Source organism: Deferribacter desulfuricans SSM1 (assembly GCF_000010985.1).
Lineage (GTDB): Bacteria > Chrysiogenota > Deferribacteres > Deferribacterales > Deferribacteraceae > Deferribacter > Deferribacter desulfuricans.
In genome coordinates, this window is record NC_013940.1 from 72,100 (window position 1) to 87,747 (window position 15,648).

The 15,648-nt window shown below is 23.7% G+C and carries 11 protein-coding genes, 2 pseudogenes and 2 CRISPR repeat arrays; of the genes and pseudogenes, 6 read left to right on the forward strand and 7 right to left on the reverse strand.

Annotation, left to right across the window (positions count from 1 at the left end):
- The first annotated feature begins 1 nt into the window (after position 1).
- The 3 genes and pseudogenes from DEFDS_RS12775 to DEFDS_RS13420 form a co-directional block, all read left to right on the forward strand.
- Positions 2 to 1,501, forward strand: coding sequence for a PhoH family protein (locus DEFDS_RS12775; RefSeq protein ID WP_013008923.1), 1,500 nt, complete (start codon positions 2 to 4; stop codon positions 1,499 to 1,501).
- A 370-nt stretch (positions 1,502 to 1,871) separates the two neighbouring features.
- Positions 1,872 to 2,573: pseudogene (locus DEFDS_RS13415) on the forward strand (methyl-accepting chemotaxis protein); the annotation flags it as partial.
- Between the two features lie 195 nt (positions 2,574 to 2,768).
- Positions 2,769 to 3,152: pseudogene (locus DEFDS_RS13420) on the forward strand (bacteriohemerythrin); the annotation flags it as partial.
- 6 nt (positions 3,153 to 3,158) lie between these two features.
- Here DEFDS_RS13420 and DEFDS_RS11390 read toward each other — a convergent pair.
- Together DEFDS_RS11390 and DEFDS_RS11395 are read right to left on the reverse strand one after the other, a co-directional pair.
- Positions 3,159 to 3,497 (reverse strand): hypothetical protein, encoded by a 339-nt coding sequence (locus DEFDS_RS11390; protein WP_013008925.1) that lies wholly within the window; start codon positions 3,495 to 3,497, stop codon positions 3,159 to 3,161.
- Positions 3,498 to 3,553: 56 nt separating this feature from the next.
- Entirely contained in the window at positions 3,554 to 3,784 is a 231-nt protein-coding gene (locus tag DEFDS_RS11395; protein WP_013008926.1) for a hypothetical protein, read from the reverse strand.
- Between the two features lie 278 nt (positions 3,785 to 4,062).
- On the opposite strand from DEFDS_RS11395, the gene DEFDS_RS11400 reads away from it, so the two are divergent.
- Both DEFDS_RS11400 and DEFDS_RS11405 read left to right on the forward strand, forming a co-directional pair.
- Positions 4,063 to 5,028, forward strand: coding sequence for a tyrosine-type recombinase/integrase (locus tag DEFDS_RS11400; RefSeq protein WP_013008927.1), 966 nt, complete (start codon positions 4,063 to 4,065; stop codon positions 5,026 to 5,028).
- Positions 5,029 to 5,049: 21 nt separating this feature from the next.
- On the forward strand, positions 5,050 to 5,721 hold the full coding sequence (locus tag DEFDS_RS11405) for a hypothetical protein (RefSeq protein ID WP_013008928.1): 672 nt from the start codon (positions 5,050 to 5,052) through the stop codon (positions 5,719 to 5,721).
- Positions 5,722 to 5,846: 125 nt separating this feature from the next.
- Positions 5,847 to 6,276: a CRISPR direct-repeat array (repeat unit 30 nt; unit sequence GTTTCAACTCCTGATAGGTACAATATAAAC).
- A gap of 232 nt (positions 6,277 to 6,508) precedes the next feature.
- On the opposite strand, the gene DEFDS_RS11410 is transcribed toward DEFDS_RS11405, so the two are convergent.
- Genes DEFDS_RS11410 through cas6 form a run of 5 tightly spaced genes read right to left on the reverse strand, consistent with a single transcriptional unit; the run spans position 6,509 to position 13,280 of the window.
- On the reverse strand, positions 6,509 to 8,914 hold the full coding sequence (locus DEFDS_RS11410) for a CRISPR-associated helicase/endonuclease Cas3 (RefSeq protein WP_013008929.1): 2,406 nt from the start codon (positions 8,912 to 8,914) through the stop codon (positions 6,509 to 6,511).
- 21 nt (positions 8,915 to 8,935) lie between these two features.
- Entirely contained in the window at positions 8,936 to 9,631 is a 696-nt protein-coding gene (gene cas5b / locus DEFDS_RS11415; protein WP_013008930.1) for a type I-B CRISPR-associated protein Cas5b, read from the reverse strand.
- Positions 9,632 to 9,643: 12 nt separating this feature from the next.
- On the reverse strand, positions 9,644 to 10,552 hold the full coding sequence (gene cas7b / locus DEFDS_RS11420; RefSeq protein WP_013008931.1) for a type I-B CRISPR-associated protein Cas7/Csh2: 909 nt from the start codon (positions 10,550 to 10,552) through the stop codon (positions 9,644 to 9,646).
- Positions 10,553 to 10,583: 31 nt separating this feature from the next.
- On the reverse strand, positions 10,584 to 12,470 hold the full coding sequence (locus DEFDS_RS11425) for a TIGR02556 family CRISPR-associated protein (RefSeq protein ID WP_013008932.1): 1,887 nt from the start codon (positions 12,468 to 12,470) through the stop codon (positions 10,584 to 10,586).
- 39 nt (positions 12,471 to 12,509) lie between these two features.
- Positions 12,510 to 13,280, reverse strand: a complete 771-nt coding sequence (cas6, locus tag DEFDS_RS11430; protein WP_013008933.1) for a CRISPR-associated endoribonuclease Cas6 — start codon at positions 13,278 to 13,280, stop codon at positions 12,510 to 12,512.
- Positions 13,281 to 13,526: 246 nt separating this feature from the next.
- Positions 13,527 to 14,288: direct repeats of the CRISPR family, unit length 30 nt; unit sequence GTTTCAACTCCTGATAGGTACAATATAAAC.
- A 459-nt stretch (positions 14,289 to 14,747) separates the two neighbouring features.
- Between cas6 and DEFDS_RS12780 the strand changes: the two genes are divergently transcribed.
- Complete coding sequence (locus DEFDS_RS12780; RefSeq protein WP_153801540.1) at positions 14,748 to 15,647, forward strand: nucleotidyl transferase AbiEii/AbiGii toxin family protein; 900 nt, start codon at positions 14,748 to 14,750, stop codon at positions 15,645 to 15,647.
- Position 15,648: the final 1 nt, after the last annotated feature.

Sequence of the window (15,648 nt, forward strand, 5' to 3'; positions counted from 1 at the left end):
TATGCAAGCAAAATTATATGTATTGGATACTAACATATTGCTTTATGATCCAGACTCTTTAAACGGTTTTGAAGAGCATGTAGTTTGTATACCTTCTGTAGTATTAGAAGAATTAGATAAATTTAAGAAAGACAATAATATTAGAGGTTTAAATGCAAGAAAAGTAATTCGTAAACTAGATACATGGATAAATAAAGAACATTATAATATTATTATTAAAAATACTAATTTTGATATACATATTATTTCGACAAGAAATGATCTAAATTCCATAGTTTTTATAATTAATTTTATTACTAAAACTAAAGAGGGTGCAAAAACTTTATTGTTAGATGAAAATAAAAACGATGATAAAATTATAATAGATGTACAAAATATAGAAAAGTATAAAGAAAAAATATTTAATGTATTATCGGACAAATATAATTTTGATTTAAAAATTAAAAATATGATTTTTGTATCTAAAGATTTACATTTACGTATTAAAGCTAAGTTATTTGATATACTAACAGAAGATTATAGAAAACATAAACTTGTGAAATTACCTAGTTTTAATGGTTTGTATTTAACAGTACCTTCAGAAATTATTAATCAAATATATAGTAAAGGAGAGTATTTTTTTGAAGAAACACATGGAAAATATATTTTTGAAAATAATTATACTGGTTATTCATTAAAAAAATTTTTAGAAGAAACAGGATTTAGTTCTAATTATGAAAATATAGATGCTGATACAACTATTAATTATAATGATTATTTTTTAATTAGAAGCAACGAAAATGAAAAACATTCAGTATTAGTTCGTTTTGTAGGAGATAAATTATTAAAAGTAGAAAATATAAATGAAGTTTTTGGAATATATCCTAAGAATCATAAACAGAAATTTTTCATTGATGCATTATTAAATGATACTATTGATGTTGTATTTGGAATTGGTGTTGCAGGTTCTGGTAAGACTTTATTAAGTATTGCAGCAGGATTATATTTAACTCTTGAACAAAAAAAATACAATAAAATAATAGTTACACGTCCTGTTATTCCTTTTGGTCGTGATATAGGTTTTTTACCAGGATCAGCTGAAGAAAAAGTACATCCTTATATGTTACCTATTTTTGATAATATTGATTTTATTTTTAAAGATGAAGAAAAAGTAAACGTAACCTCTAAAGATTATCTAATGCAGTCTGATTTAATATCAATTATGCCATTACCTTTTATTCGTGGTAGAAGCTTCAATAACAGCTTTATAATAGTGGATGAAGCTCAAAATTTAACTCCTTTGGAAGTGAAAACTATTTTAACAAGAGTAGGGGAAAATTCAAAGATAGTTCTTACAGGTGATATTTTTCAAATAGATGTTCCTTATATTGATGAACGTGATAATGGTTTAATAGTAGCAGCAGAATCTTTTAGGGAAAATAATATTAAAAACAGTGCAGTTATATTTTTTGATCACTGTGAAAGAAGTATTGTAGCAGATATAGCAAGTCAAATATTATGATAGCAAAAGTAATGCAGCAATATAGTAGAAAAGATAAAGGTTATTTTGGGGGTTTACTATGAAAATTAATTTAAAAATTAAAATTAGTTTAGGTATATTATTTGTAGGTATATTAGGTGGTATTATTGGATTGTTTAATATATATGGAATATCAAATAATATTAGTTTATCTTTATTAATTAAGTTGGATTTATTTTTAATGTTTTTAGGAACTGTTTCTGCAGTTGCTATTATTATCTATTTAAACAGTTATATTTTTAAAAATTTAAATGTTTTAAAAAGAAATATAGCAAATATAAGTCAAGGTATACTTGAATTTGAAAATATGAATAATAAATCTAAAGATGAATTATCTGAAACAGTAAGTAACATGTATAAATCTTGTATTAAAATTTCTGATATATTAAAAGAATTTTTTAAAACTTCCTTAGAACTTAAGTCAGCATCTGAAGATTTAGCAAATGCAAGTGATGAAGCTCATAAAAATCTTACTGAATTAAACGATGAAGTTCAATCAATTTCTACAGCTGCAGAAGAATTAAACTCTACAAGTAAAAACATTTATGACAATAGTGTAGAAATAGTTGAAAGTATTACTAACTCTGAAAGTAAATTAAATGATTCTATTAATATTATAAGTGAAAATAAAGAGCAGGTAGAAAAGGTAGCAGAAACATCATCATTAGTTGTAGAAAAAGTAACAGAATTTAGAAAGTTATCAGAAGAAATTAGCAGGATAGTATCAACTATTAATGAGATCGCTGATCAGACTAACTTGTTAGCTTTAAACGCAGCTATAGAAGCTGCTAGAGCTGGTGAACACGGGAGAGGATTCGCAGTTGTTGCTGATGAAGTTAGAAAACTTGCGAATAAAACAACTGATTCTACTAAATTAATAGAAGAAGCTATTAAATCTATTCAGCAGGAAGCAGATGATATTTCAAATGTAGTAATGAAAGAACAAGAAGAAGTCAAAAATAGTGTAACAAAAGTAAATGAAAGTATTGAATCTATTAACTTAGTTAAAGAAAGTTTTAATGATGTTAAGCTTAGAGTTGAAAGTATTACAAATGCGATTAATGAAGAATCTCTTGCAATAGAGGATATTACAAGAAATATAACAAATGTATCTTACAAACTAAATGAAATTAAAAATATTGTTGATAAAACCCAACAATCAAGTGGTGAACTTTTAGAGATATCAGTACAATTAATGGAAAATATTAGTTTCTTTAAAATAGATTATAAAGGTAAATTTATTGAGTGGTCAGATAAACTTTCTGTAGGGATTGATAAGTTTGATGAACAGCACAAGAATTTGGTAAGATTAGTAAATGAAATATATGATGCTGTAAATGCTGATAAATCAGCAGTGGTCTTAGAAAAGATTTTAAATGAGCTTGTTGAATACACTGTATATCATTTTAACTCTGAAGAGGAAGCATTCAAACGATTTGAATATCCAGAATATGAGAAACATAGAGAAATACATGAAGATTTAAAGGAACAGGTAGGTGAATTCTTAGAGAGATATAAAAAGGGTGATACTGCAATAGGATTTAATTTACTGAATTTCCTTAAAAAGTGGTTAGTTAATCATATTATGGGAGAAGATAAAAAGTATGGTGCTTTTTTGAAAGGAAAAATATAAATAATTTTATGTTATTATTGAGTGGTTGTTAATTAAACTTGAATTAGTTGATAGATTATAGGTCTTATTAGTTATATAACGATAGAAACTTAATATATATTTTATATATTTATATTTACCTTGTGAATTTTGAAGACAACTCAGGAAATTTTCATATTTCATATATTTTGAAAAGTAAGTATTCCATAATTCAAATTCTGTAATTTTTTGAATATTTAAATAAGAATATATCATTTTAGTAACTTCTTGTGATAATATTATTAGCCTGTCATCATCTTTAGGTGGTAATGTTTCTATTTTTGTTAATTCTAATATTGTTATTAATTCTTTGTCTGTGTTAAGCATATAAGCGACCTATAACTAACCTTAATGCTTATATCAATTATTAATAGTGGTTATTATTATAATTCTTTTAATTGATTTTGTATCTCTTCACTATTGAAATAATGATTTACAGCTTTATTTATAATATAGCTAATGGTATTTTTGTCAAATTTATTGTCTACATTATCATCAAGAATGGAAGCTATGATTTTTATTTGTTTAAGTGATTTTTTAGTTAAGTCAATACGTTTGTTAACAAATTCAGTTGTATTATTTTTGTTTGTTATGTTATTTTTTAATTCGCTCATAAAATACTCCTTTCTTTTAATTTGTTTTAAATTAATACTTATAATAACTGAAATATAATTTATGTCAATAATTAAACTATATCAAAATATATAACAATAATATCATACATACCAAAAGGGTAAATTGAGGGGTATTTTAAGATAAGTTTTAGATTAAAATGTATTATATTATCATACATACTAATAAGTATGATTGACAAAAGTAAAATTTATAGTGTATAATTTGGAAGAGCAGGGAGAAACCCTTTAAAAGTGCTAAAAAGTATAGGTGGTATATTATGGAATTAGAGCCATTAATAAAGGATAACTTAGTTAATGACTTAATTAGATGGAAAAAGCTATTTATAGAAGATTTACGAGTGAGAAATTACTCAAATAATACTATTGAATTGTATTCAAAGGAAATTGATTATTTTATTGAGTATAGTAGGGGTTATGTTGATGAAATGGATATTAATGATATTAATAGACCATATATACAAGGTAGTTTGGCTTATAGAGAAGAAATATCAATTAAAGACAGTATAAGTTCTAATACTAAACAAATATACATAAAAGCATTAAAGCAGTTCTTTATTTTTATAACTGAAAATAATAGAGAGTATAAAGACTATACTACTATATTTAGAAAAATTAAAATAGTAACACAAACAAAAGAGAAGGAATACTTAACCGAACAGGAGATTAGTAAGTTATTAAACTATTTAGAGGTATTAAAGAGCAGAAGGGAGAGTATTGTTACATTTCGTAATGTATTTTTAATAAAGTTATTATTATATTCAGGATTACGTATATCAGAGGCTTTACAGCTTAAATTTACAGATTTTGAAGAAATTGCAATTAATAATACATATTACTATCAAATTAAAGTAAAAGGTAAAGGACAAACGGAATCTTACGCATATGTACCAAAAGAGCTCATAGAAGATGAGTATTTATATTTAAGTGAATCTTACAGTAATAAACATAATAATATTTTTATTACTCGTAATGGATCCATTTTAAAACGACAAGATGCTTATAAAATAATTACTAATATTTACAAAAAAGCAGGTATAAACAAAACTGGTATACATCTATTAAGACATACATTTGCTATGAAGTTAGTAAATGCTGGAGTAGATTTGTTACACATAAAAGAGTTGCTAAGACATAAAAATGTAAATAGTACTCTTGTATATGCAAAAAGTACACAACAGATGGTAGATGAAAGTTTTAAAAAGAGTATATTGAATAAAGATTAATATATAAAGGGGGGTTTAATTATGAAAAATATTAATAGTGATATAACACAACAAGATATTATTGATAATTTTCAAAATTTATATGCTAATTTTTTACAAAAAATAGATAATTTAATTCAAGATAATTTGGATAATATAACATCTAATACAATAAATCATCTGTATTATTTACAGTTTAATTTATTAAAAAATTTTAAAGGAAACTCTAGTGGTTTTACCGGATTGTCAGAATTTTTAATTGTAAGATTTATTATTCATTATATAACTAAAAAATATAATCAAAATTTTAAATTGCTACCAATTACAAAAGACATTAAGTATTGGCAAAGTCAAAATTTCAAAATAAATGTACAACAGACAATTAAATTACCTAAACCAGTTAAAGTTGGTAATAAAAAACAAAATAAAATACAACCTGATATAATAATAAAAAAAGAGAATAAAATTATAAGTTATATTGAAATTAAAATTTATTTAAAGGATTTTAAAATACTAGAGGATTTAATTAAAAAATATGAAGTATTATTAGAAAATAACAAAAATAATTATAAATTATTATTTATATTATTTAATGGAAATGATAATATTATGGAAAAACTAGATAAATATAAATTACAAAATACATGGTTTAATTATATTGTACTAAATAAATCTAACAAGAAATTCATTGATGCAGTTAATAAAATAGTTTGAAAATTTAAAATTTTCTATATTCTGGAATTTAGAATGTTATAATAAACCAAAAATATTAAATTAATTCCTAATAGGTACAATACAAACAGAACACCTAAAATAATTACCACAACTATAACTTCTGTGTTTCAACTCCTAATAGGTACAATATAAACAAAAATCACCATTACATCATTTATTGCTTTTGTAATGTTTCAACTCCTGATAGGTACAATATAAACACTGATTATTTTGAGATATGGTGGGATGCAGATAAATTGTTTCAACTCCTGATAGGTACAATATAAACAAAGTTTAATAAAAAGGAAAGATGTGTCGGATATAAGTTTCAACTCCTGATAGGTACAATATAAACTGAAATGATGTATTTGATGAAAGTGATACAACGTGGTTTCAACTCCTGATAGGTACAATATAAACGTGCTTAGTAATACTAATACACAAATATTTTTGAAAACGTTTCAACTCCTGATAGGTACAATATAAACAGCTCAACAAAAATAGCATAACTACTAGCTGTAAGCGGTTTCAACTCCTGATAGGTACAATATAAACCCTTATCTCTAAAAATATTCAATTTTCAAACAACTTGTTGTTGTCTCTATATTATTATTATATCAAAAAGTACAAAAAATTTCAAAATTTTTACATAATTTTCAGTCGATTTCTAATCATGCAAAAATCCCTGGAGATCGACAATTACTTTATATTATTAATAAAATGTCTGTTTTTAGTTATTTTTTTACTTACTCTTATACTTGTTTTTTCATTAAAACATTGAGATCGACTAAAGTGCAATATATAAATTACTATCAGTTTTGAATCCTGTTTCATAGTCATAATAATCATCTAAATTATCTATAGGTACATAGTAAAAATTATTTTCAATTGGTGGAATATTCATATTGTCTTTTATAGGTACTGATATAATGTATTCGAAAAAATCTTTTTTTATATTGTTAAATAATCTTTTTCTTTCCAAATAATCTTTTATATTACTTATTTTAATATATTCTTTCCAAATTGTTACAGCTGTATCATCTAATTGAATAAAAACATCAATTCTGGGGTAATTATTGTTTATAAGTTTAAAATCTTCTACAGAAGTAATTTTATTATTATCTTTTTCATAAGTAAATTTTAATTCGCTTAATATTTTTAATAATTCCAGTGAGTCACTATTAGATTTAATTTCATTAACTTTTTGAAAATACTTATTTGTTAATTGAATAAATTCTGGCTCTGTAAAAAACTCTTTATCTAATATTTGTTCTGTTGCTGTCAATAAAAGTGTATCGTAAATATAAGAGCCATATAATCTACCTTGATGATTTTCATTATAAAGCTTTAGAATATTAAATATACCTGTTGTTTTCTCACCATTTCTATTACATCTTCCAGCTGACTGTATTAAACTATCCAGAGGTGCAAAGTCTCTGTAAACTACATCAAAATCAATATCAACTCCAGCTTCCACAAGTTGTGTGGATACTACTATTCTTTTATCATTGTTTTTTATTTGCTGGATCCTTTTTAATCTTTCTTTTGGTGTAATATGTGTAGATAAAAATAATATATCATTTTTATATTCTTTTTTTAATAACTCATATAATCTTTTAGCAGAATTAACAGTATTCATTATAAATAAGTAAGTTTTATTTTTTTCAATATTTAAACTATAATAAAATTCATCTACAGTTTTTAAATCTTTATTTATGTTAACTACATACCTATCTAATTTATCAAAATAATTATTACTTGCTAATTCGATATATTGTTTTTTATCAAAAATCATTGGTTGAGTAGCAGTAGTTAATATTACATAAAAATTAAATTTTTCAGCCATTTTGTTTAATACTTCTTTTAATAATAACCAATATTTTTGAGGAATAGATTGGATTTCATCTAAAATTACTATAGAATTAGTTAGCTTGTGAAATTTTCGAAGCATTTTATTTTTATTCCCAATAAGAGAATAAAAAAACTGTAAAAATGTTGTTGTAATTATTTGTCCATTCCAACCTTCAATCAATAATTTAGATGTATCATATTCGAATTCGTCGTTTTGATATGTATATGTCATATCAGTTAGATAATGATGTTTTATTAAAATAGAATTATCAACTTTAATATTATTAGTCTCTAAAACAGATTTAATAACATTATAGTTTTGCTCAATTACAGATAAAAAGGGTAAACAATATATAATCTTTGGAATAACATTTTTTTCTTCTTTTATCTTATTAGACAGTTTAAGAGCTAATTTAAATGAAAGTAATGTTTTACCTAAACCAGTGGGTAGTGTTAATGTGTAAATTTTGTTGTTTATATCTATATCTTTAGTTGTAATTTCCTGAAAAGCTTGTTGTCTTAATTTTACAATATCGGTTTTTTTAAATTTTAAAGTGTTAATAAAATTATCAATTATTTCTGATGATAAATTATCTCTTTTAAATAATATATTTTTATCTGCTTTTATTCCTGCATCTGATTTATCAGCATCAATTAATATTGAATATAATAAACTAACAATAATATAATAGTCAATATTAATAGGTTTTGAATTAATTCTACTTTTTAATAAAATATTAGTTTTGTTTAATCCATTTACTGTAGTTCTAATATTTTTTATAAACTTGTTAATTTGTCTAATTAATAAAATTATATTATTAAAATTAATTTCATTTAAATTGAATTTAATTAAATCTTTATTGTTTATTTTAGTATTTTCTATAAATTGATAAAACTGATCTTGATTTATTTTTAATAAGTTTAGTTGTGTTGTTAATAGTTCAATCTGATTTTCATCTAATAAAGTTATTTGATAAACATCTACCAAATTAGAATGATGTAATCTAGGTATAACAAACGATAAAAATAATAAAAAATCATTATTTTGATTTATTGATTTTAGATATCTATCAGTTAAATATAAACTGATGCAAGCACCAAATAACGAATGTGTAGTTTCAGGTTTATTTTTTAGTTCACTATTTCCTTTAATATATTCTTGAAAAGCTGTAGTGGCTTTACCTACATCATGTGCAAATGAAATTATTGTAAGAATATTTTTTAAAATATTATCATTTAGTTTTGTATTATCATAAAAATTATTAACTAACTTAATAACATTACTAATATGGTCTTCCAGTTGTTTATCAGGATGAGACAATAATCCAGACTTGGTAGCCACTTAATAACCTCACTATATTATTTATATAAAAGAAATTATATCACCATTGTCAAGTTTATAACACTCTTTAAATTCTCCTTCTAAAGCAGCACCATTTAATTCCATTAATATTTCTTTATATAACTTAACTTGTCTGTCTGTAGACATATCCACAGGTAATGTTTCTTTAAAGTATTTTTTACCTGATACTGCTTTTATATTTTCTATATTTTCTAGAGGTATTATAGTTTTTATTGTATCTGTATGATTTATATGTTCAGCTTTAAATACACCAATATATTTATAATTTGCTATCAAATTAGCAGTTCCTAGTGATACAGTATAATATAACAATTTATTTTGTATTTTATTAATTAAATTAGTAAATATTTCATTATTATTTATATGTATAAATAACCTAAAAGATGGATTTTTAAGATATTCTACTTGTATAGGAGTTCTATCTTTTAAGTACCATAAATCATTTATTTCTTTTGCTAATACGTAATTAGTACTCATTCTTACTTTTGTAATAGGTTTTAAAATTTGAATACCTAATTTAGTAGTACTATAGTTAAAAATTTCTAAATGTTTGTATCCTTTTGTTCCTAATATAGCACCTAACATACCGTAAACAGCAGTCGGTGTAGGACAAGAGAAGGTAAGGGGAGAGGAAGTTGTATAAAACTTCCTATAATGTGCATAATCTCCCCATATATCAAATACTAGTACTTTCATAACCTTATTCCTTTAAAATTCAATTTTTTCAAATTTAACTTCATCTGATGCTAAAGGCTTATTTAGTTTTAGCTTTCTATCAACTTTAAATGTAACTTTTTCTATTTTATCTGCATATTCTTCTAATACATCAATAAGTTCATCTACGTTTAAAACAAAATCTTCTGTACTTCTAATCTCTTCATCTTCTAATTCTGATTCAATTTTTACATATTTATGTAGTTCACCAATATGAGTGCATACTCCTTCTTTAAATATTACTTCTATTAGTAGTCTTGGTAATTGTTCAGTTTTCGATCGTGTAATTAAGTTTTTAGTACCTTCCCACATGGCTTTTTTAAAGTATTCAACATCTTCATCTGTGAGTTTAGTATCTACAGCTGCTTGTTCATTTAATATAGCGTGAAATGCGATTAAAGAATATGGAAGAACCCAGTCTTCTCTAAAAGTTTTTTGTTCTTTATTTTCACCAGATGCAAAAGCACCAGTACCTTTAATATGCATTAGTTTTACCTTATGTAATGACTGTCCTATATTAAATTGAATAGGACCAGTAAATGTTATAGATTTTCCAGAGTTACTCTTTTTTTCAAGTGGTATAGTTGCTCCAAATAATCTAATATCAATGCACTCTGCTAAAATTTTTTCTGGGTTTTTTCCAAAATTTGCTGCCCTGTCTTTAGCTTCTTGTAGTTTACCATTTTTATTAAAAATTTCTCTAATAAAAATTTCTTTGTTTTCATAATTTAGTAAATAATCTCTAATAGTTCTTTTAAGTCTTACATCAGTTACAATGTTAATTTGGGTTTCTTCGTCTATTCTTGGCCTGTTTTCGTCATTAGGATCACCATTAGGGTTAGCATATTTTACGTCATACAAGAATAAATATTCTCTGCGGTTTTTTACAATATTTTCTGACATATTATCTTACCTCCTTGTTATTATTTTTATTTTATTCATTTTTATTAGTATTTTCTTCAGTATTATTTTCATTATTGTTATTTTGAATTTGTTTTTGTTCTTCTGCTATTTGTTTTGCTATTTCGATTACATCATTATAGTAGCTTGTTCCAGCAAAAAGATAATAATTTATTTCATCTACAGTCATATGGAATTTATTTTCTTTTAATAAATAATTAGAAATTTCTTTTGCTAATATTCTTACAAAAGGATAATAAGCATCGTATTCTCTATACTTAACTAATGTATTTGTAAATAAAGATTGAATGTCTTTTTCAGTTAGCTTACCACCTTTTAATTGTTTTATAAATGGAGAATTAGTTCTTTTACCTTTTTGTATTTCTATTAATTTTTCTACAAGAGCTCCTAACAAGAATATACCTCTTCTTGCTGGAGTGTTTAGTTTTTTACCTATTTTTTCAAATATTTCATTAAATTTAGAATTTTCTTGCATTGGTTTTACCTCCTTGTTTAATATTTCTAATTCTTCTAAAAATCTTACATTCATAATGGCACTTAATATTGTTTTTTTGAGTTTGTTTTTATTACGTGAATTATCTTTGAAAAGTTTTTCTCTAATACCATCCATTTGAAGACGTATAAATAGATTAAAATCAAGGTGTCCACCTTTAAATATTTTATTAGTTATATCAAAAAATAACTTATTATCATTTTTTACAAATTCATATATATAACTCAAATTATAATCTATATTAAATAATTTATCTATTTTCTCTTTGGCATTAAAAATAGTTTTAAGTCTAGATGGATATACATCTTCTACTAATAATACAATTCTTTCAGCTGAATTATCTTTCTTTAAAAAGAGAAAATAAAAGCTAATAGCATCTTTATATGTACTTATAATATCTAAGATTTCACTTTTGTTATTTGTTATATACTTTCTATTTTCGTTTGATATATTTTGTTGTTTTTTATCTACTGCTAACAAATTATTAATTTCATCTAATATAGTATTATCCTTATTCAGTATAATTTTAGGTATTAATATATAATTACTACCATAAAAACTATATTTAAAATTATTTTCAACTGTTTTTCTTCCTATAATTGCTTTGATAAAGCATTCTAAACAGATAGGGAAGTTTTTCCATGCTTTATCTTTGTCAAACCCACCTGCGACATAAACAACTTTATCTGTAGTATAAAATCTAAAAATTTCAGAGGTGGAAAATACTTGTTTATGAGTTCTACATATACTACATGTAGAAAATGTTTTTTGAAAATTATTTGTAACTTTAAGTATATAATCTTCTACTAAAATTCTTTTAAAGTTTGGTTTATCAATTTCAAACAAATATTTTCCATTAATTTTTATAGTAAAAATAGCTTTTTCTCGACTGGATTTTTTTGGGTTTATTATTTGTGTTAGTTTAATTAAATCATTTAATATTGTGTTTTTATGTTTTTCTACTTCATTGAACATTTGAGCAATTTCGTTAATATGTAAGTGATTTTTAAACCACTGTTCAAGTTTATTCAATTTTGTATTTGCATTTTTATCTAGAAAAGCTGGGCTATAGTTAGTACCTCTAGAAGAACCTCTTTTATATAAATATAAGTAACTATTTTCTTTTTGAAAATCTTTTTCAATTATATTAGGTGATATTAATTCATAATTATTATCAAACTCTAAACACCATTCTCTTATAATATAAGAGTCATTACTCAAGTCATCTGTTAAAGTATCAGTAAATATATTTATTTTTTCGTCAGATAATGATTTTATATCAGATAATGATTTTATATCACATAATTCTGCTATACTTATTTTACTAGATAATATTTTAGAATCATATAATCCTGTAATGTAATCATTATAGACTAATTCACCTAAATCTTTTAAAGCTGTAATCATTTAACACCTCGTTATTTTAATAATTTAATATCAAATATATTAATTATTCTTAATAATACTAAACATACCAAAACCTTGGGAGTTTTTTGCTCCCAAACCAACATCATAAATTGTTTTTAAAATTTCTGGTTCTGTTTCTATCTCAAATATACCATCATATGCTTCTATAATAAAATCTTTATTTATTTTTGGTTTTTTAATATATTTAGTTATTATTTTTTTATATTTAATATTTTTCATATTAAAATCAAAATCATTTATAATAGTATTTGTTAATAATGCATATTTCTTTTTGATATTATTTTTTACTAATACATTAAAATCAATATCGTTTGGATTATAATAGTGATATTTTTTATTTTCTAATGTTCTATATACAGTAATAGGGGAAAGAGTGTTAATTAAACATTTATTAGTAATTTCAGGTTGTGGTAATACTTCTATACTTTCTATATAAACAGTATTATCGCCTAATTTTAAATTATCTGATAATAAAAAATTATTATTCCAATTATTAATAAAATTATTAATTCCTGATGCTATATATAATGTTACAGGTGTTTTAAATTTAATATATTTATCTGTTTTTTTATTATCTTGTATAGTAATTATTTGAAAATAAGAACTATATAAATTAGAAAATGTAAATAGTTTAAATTGACGCTTATAATAAAAGAAACCTATATTATGAAGAAAGTCTGAAAGAGGTTTCGGAAGATTATTATATAAAAATCCTTGTATAATATGTTTATGATTTATAGGTAATAATATAAAATTTTTATTTGAATTAATTTCTATTTTCATTCTCATATTAATTATTATACTATAAAAAAATATTAATGTCAAATAATTTTTATATTATTATATTAAATTTGACAATATAAGTAATGTTTTTGGTTTTAATATATTAAATATATTAATTTTATTTATTATTACATGACTATTAATTATATTGATTTGTTTTTTAAATAATAATTAGTTTTTTTTAACCTTATCTCCTAATAGATACAATACAAACAGAACACCTAAAATAATTACCACAACTATAACTTCTGTGTTTCAACTCCTGATAGGTACAATATAAACAAATATGGTAAACTAAAAGTTGATGATTACGTATATAGTTTCAACTCCTGATAGGTACAATATAAACGATATTCTTTGCAGTATACACCTTTATATTTAAACCGTTTCAACTCCTGATAGGTACAATATAAACTTGATAAATCAGTTGGACCAGAAATTAATTTCATTAGGTTTCAACTCCTGATAGGTACAATATAAACCTCATCCAATTCCTAAGTGTGAATTTGCTAACCTTGTTTCAACTCCTGATAGGTACAATATAAACTAGAAACAAATTTTTTGGAGCATGCTGCAAGAGGTGTGTTTCAACTCCTGATAGGTACAATATAAACTTGCACAAGCATATCCTTGCGCATGTACCAAGCCTCTTTGTTTCAACTCCTGATAGGTACAATATAAACTGCTTTTGCTGTTGTTTTTGTTGCTGTTGTTTTAGTTTCAACTCCTGATAGGTACAATATAAACTAACTATTGATGATATATTCTGTTTTGTTGTGCCTGTGTTTCAACTCCTGATAGGTACAATATAAACTTATATTTTTGTATAAATTATATGTATATGCATATTGTTTCAACTCCTGATAGGTACAATATAAACGCTTCAGCAATTCCATACTTATCACTTATTTTTATTGGTTTCAACTCCTGATAGGTACAATATAAACTGTATTTTTCAAAGTTTTTATCTTTTGTAACAAATTCGTTTCAACTCCTGATAGGTACAATATAAACCCTTATCTCTAAAAATATTCAATTTTCAAACAACTTGTTGTTGTCTCTATATTATTATTATATCAAAAAGTATAAAAAATTTCAAAATTTTTACATAATTTTCGTCGATCTCTAATCATGCAAAAATTCCTGGGGATCGACAATTATTTGGTATTTATAACAAAATAATCTATTTTATATATTTTTTAGAGTATTTTGTCTATCATTTAATAGTAAAAAAATAGAGGTCGACGAAAATAAAAAAAAGTAATTATGAATTATTGTTTTTTAATTATTTTTTATTATTATATTTATTATATATGGGGGTGAGTACTGGGAATCAGGAGAACCCTTATTATCTCTATATACCTTTTTTGTCCATGATTACTTATTTAATACATAATTTGGGTTCTCCTGATTTATAATCTAATTTATAATTTATTTATTATTTATTTTGATAAATTATGTTATAATATAATCATGAAAAGAAATGCAAAATCAAAATCAAGAGGTAAAAATATGGAATACAAAAAATTTAGTAATAATATAACGTCTACTAATATTACTGATGATAATTTTGATTGGGAACATTTATTAAATGTTGCCTGTAAATTTCATAAAATATTTCCAGATGGGATATTAATTGGTGGTTCTGTTGCGTCAATTTATGCAATGCATAGAGTATCATTTGATATTGATTTTGTATTTAATGATTTAAAGGAAAAATTTGAAAAGTTTATTGATATTTTAGAAAAAGGGGAAATAGAAGTTGATAATGTAAAAGAAGAATGGGAGTGGGAATTGGCTCGAATGGCAAAAGGAAAAGTAATTTTAGGTAATTTTGATGGTGTAGAAACAGGTTTAAGACAGTTAATGAGAACAAAACCGTTAGAAACAACTTTATATGAAGTAAAACCAGGTAAATTCATAAAAATACCTACCATAGAAGAAACTTTAAGAACTAAAGCTTGGATGATTTTGTCAAGAAATGCTACAAGAGATTATTTAGATTTTTGTGCTTTAGCAAAACAATTGTATAGTGAAGATCCAGCAAGATTAATTAAAGCTATGGAATCTTTTGATGATTATTATATAGATATGTATGATAAATTAAAAAAGCGTAAACCTGAGAATAAAAAATCACCATTATTACAATTACTAAAACAATTAGCGGAACCAAAACCATTTGATTTAAATAAAATAGATTTAAAAAAATATAAAGGAATTGTTAAACCATGGACTGAATGGAAGAACATAAAAAAAATATCCCAGGATGCAGCTGTTGTATTAACAGAAGCTTTAACAGGTATTGAACCTACTTTTAAAAAAGAAATTGAGACTAAAGTAAAAAGAGATAATGATAATTTAATGGAGTTATAGT

Coding starts and splice junctions, on each gene's coding strand:
- DEFDS_RS12775 (WP_013008923.1), top strand. CDS start 2: ATGCAAGCAAAATTATATGTATTGGATACTAACATATTGCTTTATGAT.
- DEFDS_RS11390 (WP_013008925.1), bottom strand. CDS start 3,497: ATGCTTAACACAGACAAAGAATTAATAACAATATTAGAATTAACAAAA.
- DEFDS_RS11395 (WP_013008926.1), bottom strand. CDS start 3,784: ATGAGCGAATTAAAAAATAACATAACAAACAAAAATAATACAACTGAA.
- DEFDS_RS11400 (WP_013008927.1), top strand. CDS start 4,063: ATGGAATTAGAGCCATTAATAAAGGATAACTTAGTTAATGACTTAATT.
- DEFDS_RS11405 (WP_013008928.1), top strand. CDS start 5,050: ATGAAAAATATTAATAGTGATATAACACAACAAGATATTATTGATAAT.
- cas5b (WP_013008930.1), bottom strand. CDS start 9,631: ATGAAAGTACTAGTATTTGATATATGGGGAGATTATGCACATTATAGG.
- cas7b (WP_013008931.1), bottom strand. CDS start 10,552: ATGTCAGAAAATATTGTAAAAAACCGCAGAGAATATTTATTCTTGTAT.
- DEFDS_RS11425 (WP_013008932.1), bottom strand. CDS start 12,470: ATGATTACAGCTTTAAAAGATTTAGGTGAATTAGTCTATAATGATTAC.
- cas6 (WP_013008933.1), bottom strand. CDS start 13,280: ATGAGAATGAAAATAGAAATTAATTCAAATAAAAATTTTATATTATTA.
- DEFDS_RS12780 (WP_153801540.1), top strand. CDS start 14,748: ATGAAAAGAAATGCAAAATCAAAATCAAGAGGTAAAAATATGGAATAC.